This window comes from Variovorax sp. OV700, assembly GCF_900099805.1.
Classification (GTDB): Bacteria; Pseudomonadota; Gammaproteobacteria; order Burkholderiales; family Burkholderiaceae_C; genus Variovorax.
The window spans coordinates 1-15,794 of the sequence record NZ_FNDR01000009.1 but is presented as its reverse complement, the minus strand read 5'-3'; the positions used below and the strand labels follow the sequence as shown (position 1 = coordinate 15,794).

Sequence of the window (15,794 nt, the reverse complement as noted above, 5' to 3'; positions counted from 1 at the left end):
TTTTTTTCTTCAGCGCGGTTTGCCGGCTGCGGCAGATGGAATCAGCACGCCGCGCACCCGGCCGGTCAGGTTGGCCACGCCGCTCAGGTTGTCGTAGTCGAGGTTGTCGGCGGTGAACTGGTCGGTGCCGCGAATGAGCGTGACGGGCTTGTTCGACGTCACGCGCTCGGAGTCGAGAAAGGCGTGCAGGAAGTCGCCGCGAAACTCCAGGCGTGGCGTGCCCTTGCCACCCGGCGCCACGACCGGGTCGCGGATGACGACGGCATTGCCGAAGAGCTGGATCTCGCTGCCATCGGAGTTCGACACGCCGCGATTCGCGGTGGCGTGCGTGGTGTAGCCCTGCGGCGAGACGGAGCGCATGCGCACGTCGTCGACCTCGACCGTGTCGGTGTCCGGGTAGTGCCGGCCTTCCTTGCCATGGAGTTCGCTGCGCAGGTCGCCGTTGGGCAGGAAGTTCTTGATCACGAAACCACGCATGAAATAGTCGGGCTCGTGCGTGGGTGCGACCTTGGCGGTGGGTTCGAGCAGCTTGGGCGCATTGCGCACCAGCCAGTAGGTACCGAGCGCCACCGCCGCGGTCAGGATGATGGGCAGGTAGATGGTGGCGCGGTCGAGTACGTCGCGCAGCAGGTTCCAGGCACCCTTCATTGCTGGAGACCCCGGGCGGCGTCGAGCAGGCGCCGATATTGGCCGCAGGCCGTCAGCAGCAGATCACAGAATTCGCGCGCCGCGCCTTCGCCGCCGCGTGCGCGGGTGACGTAGTTGACCGCTTCGCGCACCTCCAGGTGCGCATTGGCGGGCGCCGCCGCAAAGCCGGCGCGCGCCAGCACCGGCAGGTCGGGCCAGTCGTCGCCGATGGCGGCGGCCTGGTGCCAGCCGAAGCCGAGCTGCTGGAGCATGGCTTCAGCCGCCGGCAGCTTGTCTTCGGTGCCGTAGCGCACATGCTCGATGCCGAGCGCTTCGAGCCGCACGCGCAGCGGCTTCGAATCTCGCCCCGTGATCACCGCGGGGGTGATGCCGGCCAGGCGCAGCAGCTTGAGGCCGTAGCCGTCGAGGATGCTGAAGCGCTTGAGGGTTTCGCCGTGCTCGGTGAAATAGACGCCGCCATCGGTCAGCACGCCGTCGATGTCGAAGAAGGCTATGCGCACATCCTGCGCAGCGAGCAAGGTCTCGGCCTGGAAGTCGAGCGGCATCAGATGACCTTCGCGCGCATCAGGTCGTTGATGCTGAGCGCGCCGATCAGATGCCCCGTGGGATCGACGATGAGCACGCTGGTGATGCGGTGTTCTTCCATCAGCTCGGCCGCTTCGACTGCCAGCGCATCGGCGCGCAGCGTGCGCGGACCGGGGTGCATCACGTCGACGGCCGTCAGGCCGCGCAGGTCGCCGCCGGTCTCGACCTGGCGGCGCAGGTCGCCGTCGGTGAAGATGCCGATGGCCCGGCCTTCGGCGTCGACCACCGCGGTGGCACCGAGGCCCTTGGAGCTCATCTCTCGCATCAGTTCGCTGAGCGTGGCGGTGGGGGCGACGCGCGGCACTTCGTCGCCCGAGCGCATCACGTCGGCCACGTGGGTGAGCAGCTTGCGGCCGAGCGCGCCGCCGGGGTGCGAGCGCGCAAAGTCTTCGGAGCCGAAGCCGCGTGCATCGAGCAGCGCCACCGCCAGCGCATCGCCCATCGCCATCTGGGCGGTGGTGCTCGCGGTGGGGGCGAGGTTGAGCGGGCAGGCCTCCTTGGCGACGCCGGCGTCGATGACGATGTCGGCATGGCGGGCCAAGGTGGAATCGACGCGGCCGGTGATGGCGATCAGGGGCACGCCCTGGCGCTTGACCACCGGCAGGATCACGGTGAGCTCGTCGACCTCGCCGCTGTTGGAGATGGCCAGCACCAGGTCGACCGCCTTGATCATGCCCAGGTCGCCATGGCTGGCCTCGGCCGGATGGACGAACATGGCCGGCGTGCCGGTCGAGGCCAGGGTCGCGGCGATCTTGCGGCCCACGTGGCCGCTCTTGCCCATGCCCATGACGACCACGCGGCCGCGCACTTCGAGGATCTTGCGCACGGCGTCGACGAAGCTCGGGCCCACGCGCGACTTGAGGCCGAGCACGGCGTCGGACTCGATGTCGAAGGTGACGCGGGCGCGCGCAAGGATCGCGTCGGCATCGACCACGGGGGGCAGGGGAGCTGAACTCATCGCAGGATTTTACGGGCCGGCCGTCCTGGCCGGTCGCCGAGGGAAAGCGGCACGCGCGGGGCATGGACATTGCTCTAGCATCCGACCATGTCTACGTTCGATCTCACGCTGATGTATTTGCTGGCCGCGGTCATCGGCGTGGTGGTCTGCCGCTCGCTGAAACTGCCGCCGATGCTCGGCTATCTGACGGCCGGCGTGCTGATCGGGCCCCATGCGCTGGGATTGGCGCACAACTCCGAAGCCATCCTGCACCTGGGCGAGTTCGGCGTGGTGTTCCTCATGTTCGTGATCGGGCTGGAGTTCAGCCTGCCCAAGCTGCGCGCCATGCGCAAGCACGTGTTCGGGCTCGGCCTCTTGCAGGTACTGCTGACGATGACCATCGCCACCGCCGGTGCGCTTCTAATCGCCTCGCAGCTCCCGCCGGCCTGGCGGCTCGGCTGGCAGACGGCGCTGGCGCTGTCGGGCGCGCTCACCATGAGCAGCACCGCGATCGTGGTCAAGCTGATGGCCGAGCGGCTCGAGCTCGAGAGCGAACACGGCCGTCGCGTGATGGGCGTGCTGCTGTTCCAGGACTTGGCCGTGGTGCCGCTCTTGGTGCTGATTCCCGCGCTTGGCGCACCGCCCGAAGCGCTGGCCAAGGCCATCGGCTTCGCGATGGTGAAGGCCACCTTGCTGATCGGCGTGCTGCTCTATGGCGGGCCGCGCATCATGCGCTGGTGGCTCACCCTGGTGGCCCGCCGGCGCAGCGAGGAACTTTTCATTTTGAACGTGCTTCTGGTCACGCTCGGCTTGGCGTGGCTCACCGAACTGGCCGGCCTGAGCCTGGCTCTGGGCGCCTTCATTGCCGGCATGTTGGTGTCGGAAACCGAATACAAGCACCAGGTGGAGACCGACATCCGCCCGTTCCACGATGTGCTTCTGGGCCTCTTTTTCATCACGGTGGGCATGTCCCTCGACTGGCACATCGTGGTGGACCGATGGGCCCTGGTCGCCGTGTTGCTGCTGCTCCCGCTGGCCTTCAAGCTCGTGCTGGTGACTGTGCTGGCGCGAGTGCTGGGCGCCACCTCGGGTGTATCGCTGCGCACCGGCCTGTACTTGGCGCAGGCCGGTGAATTCGGCTTCGTGCTGCTGACGCTGGCGCAGGAGCGCAGCTTGCTGCCGCCGTGGCTGGCCAACCCGGTGCTGGCCTCGATGGTGCTGTCGATGCTCGCCACGCCGTTCATCGTCATGTACACCAACGCCATCGTGCGCAAGCTGGTGGCGAGCGACTGGCTCCAGCAATCGCTGCAGATGACCAGCATCGCGCGCAAGACCATCAACACCGCGAAGCACGTAATCATCTGCGGCTACGGGCGCTGCGGCCAGAACCTGGCGCGCATTCTGGAGCACGAAGGCATTCCGTACATGGCGCTCGACCTCGACCCCGACCGTGTGCGGCAGGCCGCCGCGGCCGGCGATTCGGTGGTGTTCGGCGACGCGGCGCGGCTGCAGGCGTTGATGGCTGCCGGCCTGGCCCGCGCCAGCGCCGTGGTCGTGACTTACCTCGACGTGCCGGGCGCCATGAAGGTGCTGGCCAACACCCGCGCCCACGCGCCGCAGGTGCCCGTGATCGTGCGCACGCAGGACGACCACGACCTTGAAAAGCTGCAGGCCGCGGGCGCGACCGAAGTGGTGCCCGAGGCCATCGAGGGTTCGCTGATGCTCGCGAGCCATGCGCTCGCACTGGTGGGGGTGCCGATGCGGCGCGTGATCCGCGTGGTGCAGGACCAGCGCGATGCGCGCTACAACCTGCTGCGCGGCTACTTCCACGGCGCCGACGACGACAACGCGGACGAGATCGACCATGAACGGCTCGACACGTTCACTCTCACCCCCGGCGCCCGTGCTGTGGGCCAGACGCTGGCGCGAATGGCGCTGGAATCATTGGGCGTGCGTGTCGCCAGCCTGCGCCGGCAGAACGGCCAGGCCCAGACAGTGACCGACGACACGGTGTTGACCGATGGTGACACCCTCGTGCTGTCCGGCAAGCCGGCAGCCCTGGCGGTCGCCATAGAACGACTGCAAAAGGGCTAGGCCCCTGCCGCGGAATCGGCGGCGCCGAGCTAGTTGATCAGCGTTGGATTGCGCTTTTCTTCTTCGATGCGCTGCTGCCGGCGCACGGCTTCGCATTGCGCGTGCGGCTTGTATTCGGGCTTGAGGCACTGCGCGGCCATGCACTGGGCCTTCGCGATGAAGTTGCGGTCGCCGCAAAGGGCTTGCGGATCGGCTGAAGCCGTGGGTGCCTGTGGCGGCGTTGCAGCTGCGGCAGTGGCGGCCGGCACGGACTCGGGAGCGCCAGCCTGTGACGGTGCCGCGGGCGTCGCCTTGCGCGACTTGCCTGCGGCGGCAGGCGCCGGCTTGAAGTTGGGGGGTGAAGGCACGGCCGCTGCTGCATCGTGCGGCGTGCTTTCCGCAGCTGGCGGCACCACCGCGGGCGGAGTTTCAGGCACTGCCGCTACCGGCTCGGGCGATGGCGCCGGTCGCACAGGCGTCTCGGTCGGCATGGCCGGCTTTGCAATCTCGACTTCTTCGTCCGGTGTGTCCGTTCCGTAGCCCCGCCAGCCCGCAATGATCATGAGCAGGCCCGCCGCCAGCAACAACAGCCAGAGCCAGAAAACGCGCGTGCGCCACGGCTTCCGGGGCTCGGCACGGGGGGTCCGCGGCGTCCCGCGCCTGGAGGACTTCCTTGCCCGAGGTTCCCGCGGCGACGAAGGCGAGCGCCTCAAGCGGCCGAGCGCAGCAAGGAGGGTTTGGTCGTCCGCGGGAGTTGCGGCGCCAATCGGTCCCGTGGCTGCGACTGGCATGCCGGCGCCGAAGAGCCCGCCGGGAATCGTGGGTGCGCGCAATTGCGCGGGCGCGGTGGTGGCCCACTCGCGCTCCGACCGGCTGCGCGGAGCGGGAGGCGGTGGAATCGGCGTGGGTGCGGCAGGCGCCAGCTTGCCGCCGCAGCTCTTGCAGAAATTCGCGCCCTCGCGGTTTTCCGTGCTGCAGACCGGACAGATCAAGGCCATTTCGACTGACTTCTAGGGAACGGGGAACGATTTTCGGGAACGGACCGCGGCGTGCCGCCACGGTTTGCACTTCATGCGGAATGGCCGGAAGGAACCTTCAGGTGACCGCGACGCGCTTGGACCGGTGCGCCATGCGCTTGGCGATTACCGCGCCAAGACCCATGGAGATCTCGAGGGCGAGGTTGGGCTGCCGATTCGACATTTCCGAAAAGCGGACCGCCGTGAGGCGCCATACCCGGCCCGCGCCGGTGACCACCACGTTGGCCGAATGCGGCTCGCGCGAGAAGAAGGAGCCTTCGCCCACCACCGATCCCGGCATGAGCACGGCCAGCTTCATCTGTTCCTTGCTGCTCACGCGGTGCACGCTGATGGCGCCGCTCTCGAGAAAGTACACCGAGCGGTCGTGCGTGCCCTGCTCGATGAGAACGTCGCCGACGCCGGTCGCGATGGGCTGCAGATAGCCCGCCAGCGTTTCCCACTGTTGTACGTTCAGCGTCAGCGCAAAGGCGTCGTTGCTGTTGTTTTCCGCGATGGCGCGGCTCAGGTTCTGGATGGACATGCTTTTCTCAACCCCCGCATCTGTGCCGAAGTATCCGCGAAGGGCGCGGTTTTCGGCTACAACTCTTTACGTTTTTCGGGTTGGCTGTCTCTATTTGCCGATACAGAAGCGCGAAAAGATGACGCCCAGCAGGTCGTCCGCGCCGAACTCTCCGGTGATTTCGTTCAACGCGTTCTGCGCCAAACGCAGCTCCTCGGCCAGCAGATCGAGCAGTTGCGCCTGTGCTGCCAGATGGCTCGCAGCCAATGCCAAGTGGGTTTCGACGCGGCCCAGCGCCTGCACGTGGCGCGCGCGCGCCAGGTAGACACCTTCGGGCACGGCCTGCCAACCGGCCATGGCCAGCAGTTGCTCGCGCAGCGCCTCGATGCCCAGGCCGGTCTTGGCAGACAGGACGACGCCCTGTGCCGCGTTTGCCGCTGGCGCGGCGTCCTGTTTGTTCCAGACATCGAGCACCGGCACGCTCGCGGGCAGCTTCTGCCGCAGGCCGCGCAAGATCTCGGCATCGGCCGCGGCGTAGTCGGGCAGGCCGGCTCGTGTCAGGTCGTGCAGGAAGAGCACCGCGTCGGCGCTCTCGATCTGGCCCCAGGCGCGCGCAACGCCGATCTGCTCGACCTCGTCGCTGCTTTCGCGCAGGCCCGCCGTGTCGGCCACATGCAGCGGCACGCCGTGGATCTGGATGGTCTGCGACACCACGTCGCGCGTGGTGCCCGGTACCGCGCTCACGATGGCCAGCTCAGCGCCGGCCAGCGCATTGAGAAGCGAGCTCTTGCCTGCGTTGGGCTGTCCTGCGATCACCACCTTGATGCCCTCGCGCAGCAGCGCCCCCTGTTTCGCGCGCTGTTGCACCGCCGCCAATTGCGTCTGCAACTTCACGAGCTGCCCGGCCGCGTCGGCTTTCTGGAGAAAGTCGATCTCCTCCTCGGGAAAATCGAGGGTGGCCTCGACCAGCATGCGCAGATGGATCAACGCTTCGCGCAGCGTGTGGATCTCGCGCGAGAACGCACCCGAAAGCGAACGCCCGGCGCTGCGCGCGGCCGCCTCGGTGCTGGCGTCGATCAGGTCGGCAATGGCCTCGGCCTGGGCCAGGTCGATCTTGCCGTTCAGGAAGGCGCGCTGGCTGAACTCGCCCGGCTCGGCCACGCGCAGGCCGGGCAGGCGCGGGCGGCCGGTGACCGGATCGGCCTCGGCAGCGGCTTCGAGGCAGCGTGCCAGCAAAAGCTGCAGCACCACCGTTCCACCGTGGGCTTGCAGCTCGAGCACGTCCTCGCCGGTGAACGAATGGGGCGATGGAAAGTGGATCGCCAGGCCGTGGTCGACCGGTTCACCGGCCGCGTCGCGGAACGGGAGATAGGTGGCTTCGCGCGGCTTCAGCGGCCGGCCGCAGAGGGCTTCGATCAGCGGCGCGAGCCGGGCACCGGACACGCGCACGATCCCGACGGCCCCGCGCCCCGAGGCGGTGGCGACGGCGACGATGGGATCGGTTGTGCGGGCGAAGGTCATGGAAGCACGATTCTTTCAGCAAAAAAGGCAAAGGGCCGCGGATGCGGCCCTTTGCGTGGGTGGCTAAGGCCGCTGCGCTTACTTGCCCAGCACGCCCAGCCGCTTGTTGATGAACCACTGCTGCGCAATCGACAGCACGTTGTTCGTGATCCAGTACAGCACCAGGCCGGCCGGGAAGAAGATGAACATCACGCTGAACGCGAGCGGCATGATCCACATCAGCTTGGCCTGCATCGGATCGGGCGGCGTCGGGTTGAGCCAGGTCTGAAACAGCGAAGTGAGCGTCATCACGACCGGCAGGATGTACCAGGGATCGGGTGCCGACAGGTCGGTGATCCAGCCGATCCACGGTGCGTGGCGCATTTCGACCGACGACAGCAGCACCCAGTAGAGCGCGATGAACACCGGGATCTGAATCACGATCGGGAAGCAGCCGCCCATCGGGTTGACCTTCTCGGTCTTGTAGATGCGCATCATCTCCTGCTGCATCTCTTGCGGCTTGTCCTTCAGCCGCTCGCGCATTTCCATGATCTTCGGGTTGATGGCCTTCATCTTGGCCATGCTGGCGTAGGCCTTGGCGTTGAGCCAGTAGAAGGCCGCCTTCAGCAGCACCACCAGCGCCACGATGGCCCAGCCCCAGTTGCCCAGGATGCCGTGCAGCTGGTTCAGCAGCCAGTACAGCGGCTTGGAGATGATGGCGAAGATGCCGTAGTCCTTGACCAGGTCCAGGCCGGGCGCAATGGCTTCGAGCTTCTTTTCTTCTTCGGGTCCGGCGAACAGCGCGCTGTTGACCACCTGCGTCTGGCCCGGGGCGATCTTCGGCAGCGTGGCCACCATGGCCACGGTGTACAGGTTGTCGCCCAAGTCCTTCACGCGGAACTCGCGCTTGAGCTGCTCGCTCGCCGGGTCGCCCTTGAGCAGCCAGGCCGAGACGAAGTAATGCTGCACCATCGCAATCCAGCCGTCGTTGGCGGGCGGCGGCGGTTCGATCTTGCCCTTGGAGATGTCCTTGAAGTCGAGCTTGTGGAACTTCTTCTCGTTGGTGTACGCGGCCGGGCCGGTAAAGGTGTTGGTGCCGAACATCGTGCCGGCGGCCACCGTGCCGTGGCGCAGCAGTTGCATATAGAGCTGCGCGTCGCGCGGCTGGTCGCTCACGTTGACGACTTCATGGCGCACGCCGATGGTGTAGTCGCCGCGCTTGAACACGTAGGTCTTGACGTACTTCAAACCGCCCGAGGGCGCGCTTTCGAAACTCACTTCGAGCGTGTTCTGGCCTTCGGCCATTTCGCGCGGACCGGCCTTCGGCGTCATCGGCGTCAGGTGGTTGGGGAACGGTTCACCGGTCTGGCTCAGCAGGCCGGTCTGAGCCACGTAACGGGTGGCGGGCGAGTCGTTCTCGAGCAGGACGACGTGCTTGGTGCGGTCGGCTTCCTCGTACTTCAGCAGCTCCAGGTAGTTGACCGTGGCGCCTTCGCTGTCGATCACTGCCTTGAACAGGTCGGTGGTCACGCTGACCCGCTCGCGCGGCGCGGCCGGAGCGGCCTGCGTGGGCACGGCGCCCGCACTGCCGCCGGTGGCGGACGCTGCGGCTGGCACGCCGTTGCTGGCGGCCGGCGTGCTGCCTGCCGGCGCGGAGGCCACGGCAGCCGGCTTGCTCGACGGCAGGAAGGTCGGCTTGTTGCCGTTGAAGACCTGCCATTGGTCCCACAGCAGCACCAGCGAGAAACCAAAAATCACCCACAGGATCGTGCGGCGTATATCGTTCATGACGAAGACTTCTTGTCGGAGGAGAGAAGAGACGAAAACAGCGAGCCTGGCTTGCCAGTGCGACGCCGTGATTTCGGTGGAACCGGATCGTGCCCGCCCTGGCACCAGGGTTGGCAGCGCACGATGCGGTGCAGGGTGAGATAGCTGCCCTTGAGAGCGCCGTGGACTTCGAGCGCCTCGATCGAATAGACGGAGCAGGTCGGCTCGAAGCGGCACGACTGCCCGAGCCAGGGGCTCAGCAGCAGGCGATAGCCTTTCACGAGGCCGATCAGCAAGAGCTTCATGACGAGGGTGCAGAGGAGCGTGCGGCCCGCGCCAGCAGTTGCTGGAGTTCGGCGCGCACGGCGGCCTTGAGCTTGTCCGAGGAGGCGCTCACGAATTCCTTGCGGTCAAATCCCGCGCGCAGCCGCACCACGTGCGCCGCACGGGGCAGGCCCGCATCGGGTGCGGCGCTCACGATATAGATCTGGCGCTTGATGGCGTTGCGTGTGACCGCGCGGCGCGCCCAGCGCTTGGGCACCATGGCGCCCAGCCAGACATCGTCGGACGCGAACAAAGGCTGCGCGCTCGACGAATCGAGCGCGCAGCGATGCAATGCGAAATGAGCAGTGCGCGCCACGGTGGCACCTGCGAGGACGGCCTGGAACTGCGCGCGGGTCTTGAGCCGCTGCATGGAAGCCGGGTCGCTTGCGTTGTCGCTGGTCGGGCCAGAAAGACTGGCGGCGAAAGCTGGCGCTGGCGGCTCGGCGGCTGGCAACGGCAGAACTGCCGTCAGACGGCCAGGCGCTTGCGGCCCTTGGCGCGGCGTGCGTTGATGACGGCACGGCCGCCACGGGTCTTCATACGGACCAGAAAGCCGTGGGTACGGGCGCGGCGGACTTTGGAAGCTTGGTAAGTGCGTTTCATGATGAGATTTCCTGCTGATTCCCCCGATATCCGCGATGTCCCCTATGAAGCCATGAAGGCCATATCGGACATGCGAGCGCTGGGAGCGTTTTTCGGATGACCCCCGAAAGACGCAATGAGGTTTTCAGGGAAACCCGCAATTATCGCAAACATTCGGCCCAACACCAAACATCGAGCAACTTTGCGGGCCTTTGCCGGGTGCACCCGGGGATGTGGATAAGGTTTTGACAAGTTAGAATGCGAGCCGCCTTGCAGCAGAGCATATCCACAATACATATACCAAAAAATGGCCGAGGGACACACCACTTTTTCAAGCACCCATGTCGACTGACGGCATCGGTGAGAGCCTCTGGCAGGCTTGTGTCGACCAGCTCGCGCAGGAGCTGTCCGAGCAGCAATTCAACACCTGGATCAAACCCCTGACGGCGCAGGTCGCGGACGACCTTTCGCGCATGACGGTGTTCGTTGCCAACCGCTTCAAGCTCGACTGGATCCGGGCCCAGTACGCCGGCAAGATTGCCGCCATGGCCGAGAAGATGTACGGCCAGCCGGTGGCAGTTGAGTTAGCGCTTGCTCCGCGGGAAGCACCCGTGCGCTCTACGCCCGTTGCCGTTCTGGCCGAAACCGACGTGCCGCGCGACGTGGCCGGGCCAGGCGAGGAGCCGGCGGCCGCTGGCTTCAAGAACCGCCTCAATTCGGGCCTGACCTTCGACACCCTGGTGGAGGGTACAGCCAACCGCATGGCGCGCGCCGCGGCCATGCACGTGGCCGGCATGCCGGGCCACCTGTACAACCCGCTGTTCATCTACGGCGGCGTCGGCCTGGGCAAGACCCACCTGATGCACGCTGTGGGTAACCGGCTGCTCGCCGACCGTCCGGATTCCAAAGTTCTCTACATCCATGCCGAGCAGTTCGTCTCGGATGTGGTCAAGGCCTATCAGCGCAAGACTTTTGACGAGTTCAAGGAGCGCTACCACTCGCTCGATCTGCTCTTGATCGACGATGTGCAGTTCTTCGCCAACAAGGATCGCACGCAGGAAGAATTCTTCAACGCGTTCGAAGCCTTGCTGGCCAAGAAGTCGCACATCGTGATGACCAGCGACACCTACCCGAAGGGCCTGGCCGACATCCATGAGCGCCTGGTGTCGCGCTTCGATTCGGGCCTTACCGTCGCTATCGAGCCGCCCGAGCTCGAAATGCGGGTGGCCATCCTGATCAACAAGGCGCGCGCCGAATCGGCCGAAATGCCGGAAGAGGTGGCCTTCTTCGTCGCCAAGAACGTGCGCTCGAATGTGCGCGAGCTCGAAGGTGCGCTGCGCAAGATCCTGGCGTACTCGCGCTTCAACCAGAAGGAAATCTCGATCGCCCTGGCGCGCGAGGCGCTGCGCGACCTGCTGTCGATCCAGAATCGGCAGATCTCGGTCGAAAATATCCAGAAGACGGTGGCCGACTACTACAAGATCAAGGTCGCCGACATGTACAGCAAGAAGCGCCCGGCCAGCATTGCGCGGCCGCGGCAGATCGCGATGTACCTGGCCAAGGAGCTCACGCAAAAGAGCCTGCCTGAAATCGGCGAACTTTTCGGCGGACGCGACCACACGACGGTGCTGCACGCGGTGCGCAAGATTTCGGGCGAGCGCCAGCAGCTCACCGAACTCAACCAGCAGCTCCACGTGCTCGAGCAAACGCTCAAGGGCTGACCCCGAATGTCATCAAGAATGCGCCTCGCGACAGCGGAGAATGGCGTCTTACAAGCGGATTCCAAGAGATAAAGAGAAGAGGAAGAAGACATGATCGTTTTGAAGGCAACCCAAGACAAAGTCCTCGCCGCGCTGCAATCGGTGGCGGGCATCGTGGAACGGCGCCATACGCTGCCGATCCTCGCCAATGTGCTCATCCGCAAGACCGGCGGGCAGCTGCAGCTGACGACCAGCGATCTCGAGATCCAGATCCGCACCACGGCCGAACTCGGCGGCGATGAAGGCAGCTTCACCACCACCATCGGCGCGCGCAAGCTCATCGACATCCTGCGCACCATGCCGGCCGACCAGACCGTGAGCCTCGAATCGAGCGCGAGCAAGCTGGTGCTCAAGGGCGGCAAGAGCCGCTTCACGCTGCAGTCGCTGCCGGCCGAGGACTTTCCGCTGGTGCAGGAAGCCGCCAACTTCGGCCCCGTGTTCAGCGTGCCGCAAAAGACGCTGAAAGACCTGCTCTCGCAGGTCTCGTTTGCCATGGCCGTGCACGACATCCGCTATTACCTGAACGGCATCCTGTTCGTGGCCGAAGGCAAGCAGCTGAGCCTGGTGGCCACCGACGGGCACCGCCTGGCTTTTTCGTCGGCCACGCTCGACGTCGAAGTGCCGCGCCAGGAAGTCATTCTTCCGCGCAAGACCGTGCTCGAAATGCAGCGCCTGCTGTCGGATGCCGAAGGCGCCATCGAGATGCAGTTTGCCAACAACCAGGCCAAGTTCAGCTTTGGCGGCATGGAGTTCGTCACCAAGCTGGTCGAGGGCAAGTTCCCCGACTACAACCGCGTGATTCCCAAGAACCACAAGAACAGCGTCACGCTCGGCCGCGCCCCTCTGCTGGCCAGCCTGCAGCGCACCGCCATCCTGACGAGCGAGAAGTTCAAGGGCGTGCGGCTCAACATCGAGCCCGGCACCCTGCGCATCGCATCGAACAACGCGGAACAGGAAGAAGCGCAGGACGAACTCGACATCGACTACGGCGGCGACGCCATCGAGATTGGCTTCAACGTCACTTACCTGATCGACGCCCTGTCCAACATGGATCAGGACATGGTCAAGCTGGACCTGGCCGATTCCAACAGCTCCGCCCTTTTGACCATCCCCGAGAACGCATCCTTCAAATATGTCGTGATGCCGATGCGAATCTAGAAGACAGAAAGCACAGCGCCTTGCGCAGTCAGCCCGCGGCCCTCCGCGGGTTTGCGCTTTCAAGAGGCCGGAAAAACAGGCTCCCAGAGCCCGAAAAATCCCGTGAATGCCGTGAGAGATAGAGGAATATCCGAATGAGTGCAGAAGAGAACAAGCCCGAAGTGCCCCACACCGAACCGGTCTACACCCCCGAGATCGAGAGTGCGGTGCCGATCGAGATCACGCCCGCCGACACCAGCTACGGCGAAGGCTCGATCACGATCCTCGAAGGGCTCGAGGCGGTGCGCAAGCGCCCCGGCATGTACATCGGCGACACCTCCGACGGCACGGGCCTGCACCACCTGGTGTTCGAAGTGGTCGACAACTCCATCGACGAAGCACTGGCCGGCCACTGCGATGACATCGTCGTCACCATTCACAGCGACAACTCGATCTCCGTCACCGACAACGGCCGCGGCATCCCGACCGGCGTGAAGATGGACGACAAGCACGAGCCCAAGCGCTCGGCTGCCGAAATTGCGCTCACCGAATTGCACGCGGGCGGCAAGTTCAACCAGAACAGCTACAAGGTCTCGGGCGGCCTGCACGGCGTGGGCGTGAGCTGCGTGAACGCGCTGAGCGTGAAGCTGCGCCTCATCGTGCGCCGCGAAGGCAAGATTCACGAACTCGAGTTCAGCCGCGGCTTCGTGCAGAACCGTTTGCTCGAGACCGTGAACGGCTTCGAGGTGTCGCCCATGAAGGTCATCGGCGACACCGACAAGCGCGGCACCGAGGTGCACTTCCTGCCCGACACCGAGATCTTCAAAGAGAACGCCGATTTCCATTACGAGATCCTGAGCAAGCGCCTGCGCGAGCTGAGCTTCCTGAACAACGGCGTGCGCATCCGTCTGCACGACGAACGCACCGGCAAGGAAGACGACTTCTCGGGCGCCGGCGGCGTGCGCGGCTTCGTGGAGTTCATCAACAAGGGCAAGACCGTCCTGCATCCGAACTCGTTCTATGCCGCTGGCGAAAAGCCGGCCGACACCTACGGCGGCATCCCGGGCACGCACATCGGCGTCGAAGTGGCGATGCAGTGGAACAGCGGCTACAACGAGCAAGTGCTTTGTTTCACCAACAACATTCCCCAGCGTGACGGCGGCACCCACCTCACGGGCCTGCGCGCCGCGATGACCCGCGTCATCAACAAGTACATCGAAGAAAACGAGTTCGCCAAGAAGGCGAAGGTCGAAGTCACCGGCGACGACATGCGCGAAGGCCTGTGCTGCGTGCTGAGCGTGAAGGTGCCCGAGCCCAAGTTCTCGAGCCAGACCAAGGACAAGCTGGTGTCCAGCGAAGTGCGCGCCCCGGTCGAAGACATCGTCGGCCGCCTGCTGACCGACTACCTGCAGGAGCGCCCGAACGACGCCAAGATCATCTGCGGCAAGATCGTCGAGGCCGCCCGCGCCCGCGAAGCCGCACGCAAGGCCCGCGAAATGACGCGCCGCAAAGGCGTGCTCGATGGCATGGGCCTGCCCGGCAAGCTGGCCGATTGCCAGGAAAAAGATCCCGCGCTCTGCGAGGTCTACCTGGTGGAGGGCGACTCCGCCGGCGGCTCCGCCAAGCAGGGCCGCGACCGTAAGTTCCAGGCCATCCTGCCGCTGCGCGGCAAGATCCTGAACGTGGAAAAGGCGCGCTACGAGAAGCTGCTCACCAGCAACGAAATTCTCACCATGATCACCGCTTTAGGCACCGGCATCGGCCGCGCCGGCGCCACCAGCGCGGGCGGCGGAGCGGACGACTTCAACGTTGCCAAGCTGCGCTACCACCGCATCATCATCATGACCGACGCCGACGTCGACGGCGCCCACATCCGCACGCTGCTGCTCACGTTCTTCTACCGGCAGATGCCGGAGCTGGTCGAGCGCGGCCACATCTACATCGCGCAGCCGCCGCTGTACAAGGTCAAGGTCGGCAAGGAAGAGCAGTACCTGAAGGACGGCCCCGCACTCGACGCCTTCCTGCTCAAGGTGGCGCTGAAAGACGCGAGCATCGAAACCGGCGGTCCCAACTCGACCACGCTCACCGGCGACACCCTGGCCGAGCTGGCGCGCAAGCACCAGCTGGCCGAAGCCGTGATTGCGCGGCTGCGCAACTTCATGGATGCGGAGGCCCTCCGCGCCATTGCCGACGGCGTGGCGCTCGACCTCGACACCACCCCCGCGGCCGAAGCCTCGGCCGTGGCGCTGCAGGCCAAGCTGCGCGAACTCAACACCACCGGCGTGCCGGCCGAAGTGAGCAGCGAGTTCGATGCACGCACCGACAAGCCGCTGCTGCGCATCAGCCGCCGCCACCACGGCAACATCAAGAGCAGCGTGCTCACCCAGGACTTTGTGCACGGCGCCGACTACGCCGCGCTCGCCGAAGCCGCCAACACCTTCCGCAACCTGCTGAGCAGCGACGGCGCCATCGTCCGCCGCGGCGAAGGCGAGCGCGCCAAGGAAGAAAAGGTGGCCGACTTCCGCATCGCGATGAAGTGGCTCATCGGCCAGGCCGAGAACGCCACCTCGCGCCAGCGCTACAAGGGCCTGGGCGAAATGAACCCCGCGCAGCTGTGGGAAACCACCATGGACCCGACCGTGCGCCGCCTGCTGCGCGTGCAGATCGACGACGCCATCGAGGCGGATCGCGTGTTCACGATGCTGATGGGCGACGAGGTGGAACCGCGGCGCGAGTTCATCGAGCAGAACGCGCTGCGGGCGGCGAATATCGACGTTTGATCGATCGTGTCGTCTCGGACGGAAAGTGAAAGCTGTGCCAGATAGGTAAAAAATTTCTGGCAGAGTTGGTTGACCCGTCCTGCCATAGGTTGACACCTATGAAGGACATATAACCGGCTTGATCCAGCCGGCCAGAGACGCCCGATGAACTTCATCGGGCGTTTT

15 protein-coding genes are annotated in these 15,794 nt (G+C 65.4%); 5 read left to right on the top strand and 10 right to left on the bottom strand.

From position 1 onward, the window contains the following. Window positions 1-9: 9 nt before the first annotated feature. The 3 genes from lptC to BLR24_RS20350 are packed head-to-tail and all read right to left on the bottom strand — an operon-like array spanning window position 10 to window position 2,191. Window positions 10-648 (bottom strand): LPS export ABC transporter periplasmic protein LptC, encoded by a 639-nt coding sequence (lptC, locus tag BLR24_RS20360; RefSeq protein WP_093020223.1) that lies wholly within the window; start codon window positions 646-648, stop codon window positions 10-12. Next, window positions 645-1,193, bottom strand: a complete 549-nt coding sequence (locus BLR24_RS20355) for a KdsC family phosphatase (protein WP_093020221.1) — start codon at window positions 1,191-1,193, stop codon at window positions 645-647. Before BLR24_RS20355 ends, lptC begins: the two co-directional genes overlap by 4 nt. Next, on the bottom strand, window positions 1,193-2,191 hold the full coding sequence (locus BLR24_RS20350) for a KpsF/GutQ family sugar-phosphate isomerase (RefSeq protein ID WP_093020219.1): 999 nt from the start codon (window positions 2,189-2,191) through the stop codon (window positions 1,193-1,195). Before BLR24_RS20350 ends, BLR24_RS20355 begins: the two co-directional genes overlap by 1 nt. A gap of 87 nt (window positions 2,192-2,278) precedes the next feature. On the opposite strand from BLR24_RS20350, the gene BLR24_RS20345 reads away from it, so the two are divergent. Then, window positions 2,279-4,264 (top strand): monovalent cation:proton antiporter family protein, encoded by a 1,986-nt coding sequence (locus BLR24_RS20345; RefSeq protein WP_093020217.1) that lies wholly within the window; start codon window positions 2,279-2,281, stop codon window positions 4,262-4,264. A gap of 29 nt (window positions 4,265-4,293) precedes the next feature. Here BLR24_RS20345 and BLR24_RS31080 read toward each other — a convergent pair whose 3' ends face one another. Continuing rightward, the gene (locus BLR24_RS31080) at window positions 4,294-4,806 is read right to left on the bottom strand and encodes a hypothetical protein (protein WP_254787473.1); all 513 of its coding nucleotides are present in this window, start codon (window positions 4,804-4,806) and stop codon (window positions 4,294-4,296) included. Here BLR24_RS31080 and BLR24_RS31075 point away from each other — a divergent pair. Then, on the top strand, window positions 4,805-5,257 hold the full coding sequence (locus BLR24_RS31075; protein WP_254787470.1) for a hypothetical protein: 453 nt from the start codon (window positions 4,805-4,807) through the stop codon (window positions 5,255-5,257). The genes BLR24_RS31080 and BLR24_RS31075 overlap by 2 nt on opposite strands. A gap of 81 nt (window positions 5,258-5,338) precedes the next feature. On the opposite strand, the gene BLR24_RS20335 is transcribed toward BLR24_RS31075, so the two are convergent. From BLR24_RS20335 to rpmH, 6 genes are all read right to left on the bottom strand, one after another. After that, a complete protein-coding gene (locus tag BLR24_RS20335) occupies window positions 5,339-5,800 on the bottom strand; it encodes a Crp/Fnr family transcriptional regulator (protein ID WP_093020213.1) in 462 nt (153 codons plus the stop codon). A gap of 90 nt (window positions 5,801-5,890) precedes the next feature. Further along, window positions 5,891-7,300 (bottom strand): tRNA uridine-5-carboxymethylaminomethyl(34) synthesis GTPase MnmE, encoded by a 1,410-nt coding sequence (gene mnmE / locus BLR24_RS20330; RefSeq protein ID WP_093020211.1) that lies wholly within the window; start codon window positions 7,298-7,300, stop codon window positions 5,891-5,893. A gap of 78 nt (window positions 7,301-7,378) precedes the next feature. Then, the gene (yidC, locus tag BLR24_RS20325) at window positions 7,379-9,067 is read right to left on the bottom strand and encodes a membrane protein insertase YidC (protein WP_093020209.1); all 1,689 of its coding nucleotides are present in this window, start codon (window positions 9,065-9,067) and stop codon (window positions 7,379-7,381) included. Next, window positions 9,064-9,351 carry a membrane protein insertion efficiency factor YidD gene (yidD, locus tag BLR24_RS20320; RefSeq protein ID WP_093020207.1) on the bottom strand — a complete coding sequence of 96 codons (288 nt, stop codon included), beginning with the start codon at window positions 9,349-9,351 and terminating at the stop codon, window positions 9,064-9,066. Before yidD ends, yidC begins: the two co-directional genes overlap by 4 nt. After that, the gene (locus tag BLR24_RS20315) at window positions 9,348-9,740 is read right to left on the bottom strand and encodes a ribonuclease P protein component (protein WP_093020205.1); all 393 of its coding nucleotides are present in this window, start codon (window positions 9,738-9,740) and stop codon (window positions 9,348-9,350) included. The genes yidD and BLR24_RS20315 overlap by 4 nt, the downstream gene beginning before the upstream one ends. Before the next feature lie 98 nt (window positions 9,741-9,838). Then, window positions 9,839-9,973 carry a 50S ribosomal protein L34 gene (gene rpmH, locus BLR24_RS20310; RefSeq protein ID WP_007834827.1) on the bottom strand — a complete coding sequence of 45 codons (135 nt, stop codon included), beginning with the start codon at window positions 9,971-9,973 and terminating at the stop codon, window positions 9,839-9,841. A 320-nt stretch (window positions 9,974-10,293) separates the two neighbouring features. Between rpmH and dnaA the strand changes: the two genes are divergently transcribed. The 3 genes from dnaA (at window position 10,294) to gyrB (ending at window position 15,629) form a co-directional block, all read left to right on the top strand. Continuing rightward, on the top strand, window positions 10,294-11,673 hold the full coding sequence (gene dnaA / locus BLR24_RS20305; protein WP_093020203.1) for a chromosomal replication initiator protein DnaA: 1,380 nt from the start codon (window positions 10,294-10,296) through the stop codon (window positions 11,671-11,673). A 90-nt stretch (window positions 11,674-11,763) separates the two neighbouring features. Continuing rightward, window positions 11,764-12,870 carry a DNA polymerase III subunit beta gene (gene dnaN, locus BLR24_RS20300; protein ID WP_093020201.1) on the top strand — a complete coding sequence of 369 codons (1,107 nt, stop codon included), beginning with the start codon at window positions 11,764-11,766 and terminating at the stop codon, window positions 12,868-12,870. A 134-nt stretch (window positions 12,871-13,004) separates the two neighbouring features. Next, window positions 13,005-15,629 carry a DNA topoisomerase (ATP-hydrolyzing) subunit B gene (gene gyrB / locus BLR24_RS20295; RefSeq protein WP_093020199.1) on the top strand — a complete coding sequence of 875 codons (2,625 nt, stop codon included), beginning with the start codon at window positions 13,005-13,007 and terminating at the stop codon, window positions 15,627-15,629. Window positions 15,630-15,794 lie beyond the last annotated feature (165 nt).

Bases quoted from the DNA above. Each gene is read 5' to 3' on its own strand.
- lptC (WP_093020223.1), bottom strand. From the start codon at position 648: ATGAAGGGTGCCTGGAACCTGCTGCGCGACGTACTCGACCGCGCCACC.
- BLR24_RS20355 (WP_093020221.1), bottom strand. From the start codon at position 1,193: ATGCCGCTCGACTTCCAGGCCGAGACCTTGCTCGCTGCGCAGGATGTG.
- BLR24_RS20350 (WP_093020219.1), bottom strand. From the start codon at position 2,191: ATGAGTTCAGCTCCCCTGCCCCCCGTGGTCGATGCCGACGCGATCCTT.
- BLR24_RS20345 (WP_093020217.1), top strand. From the start codon at position 2,279: ATGTCTACGTTCGATCTCACGCTGATGTATTTGCTGGCCGCGGTCATC.
- BLR24_RS31075 (WP_254787470.1), top strand. From the start codon at position 4,805: ATGAGCAGGCCCGCCGCCAGCAACAACAGCCAGAGCCAGAAAACGCGC.
- BLR24_RS31080 (WP_254787473.1), bottom strand. From the start codon at position 4,806: ATGATCATTGCGGGCTGGCGGGGCTACGGAACGGACACACCGGACGAA.
- BLR24_RS20335 (WP_093020213.1), bottom strand. From the start codon at position 5,800: ATGTCCATCCAGAACCTGAGCCGCGCCATCGCGGAAAACAACAGCAAC.
- mnmE (WP_093020211.1), bottom strand. From the start codon at position 7,300: ATGACCTTCGCCCGCACAACCGATCCCATCGTCGCCGTCGCCACCGCC.
- yidC (WP_093020209.1), bottom strand. From the start codon at position 9,067: ATGAACGATATACGCCGCACGATCCTGTGGGTGATTTTTGGTTTCTCG.
- yidD (WP_093020207.1), bottom strand. From the start codon at position 9,351: ATGAAGCTCTTGCTGATCGGCCTCGTGAAAGGCTATCGCCTGCTGCTG.
- BLR24_RS20315 (WP_093020205.1), bottom strand. From the start codon at position 9,740: ATGCAGCGGCTCAAGACCCGCGCGCAGTTCCAGGCCGTCCTCGCAGGT.
- rpmH (WP_007834827.1), bottom strand. From the start codon at position 9,973: ATGAAACGCACTTACCAAGCTTCCAAAGTCCGCCGCGCCCGTACCCAC.
- dnaA (WP_093020203.1), top strand. From the start codon at position 10,294: ATGTCGACTGACGGCATCGGTGAGAGCCTCTGGCAGGCTTGTGTCGAC.
- dnaN (WP_093020201.1), top strand. From the start codon at position 11,764: ATGATCGTTTTGAAGGCAACCCAAGACAAAGTCCTCGCCGCGCTGCAA.
- gyrB (WP_093020199.1), top strand. From the start codon at position 13,005: ATGAGTGCAGAAGAGAACAAGCCCGAAGTGCCCCACACCGAACCGGTC.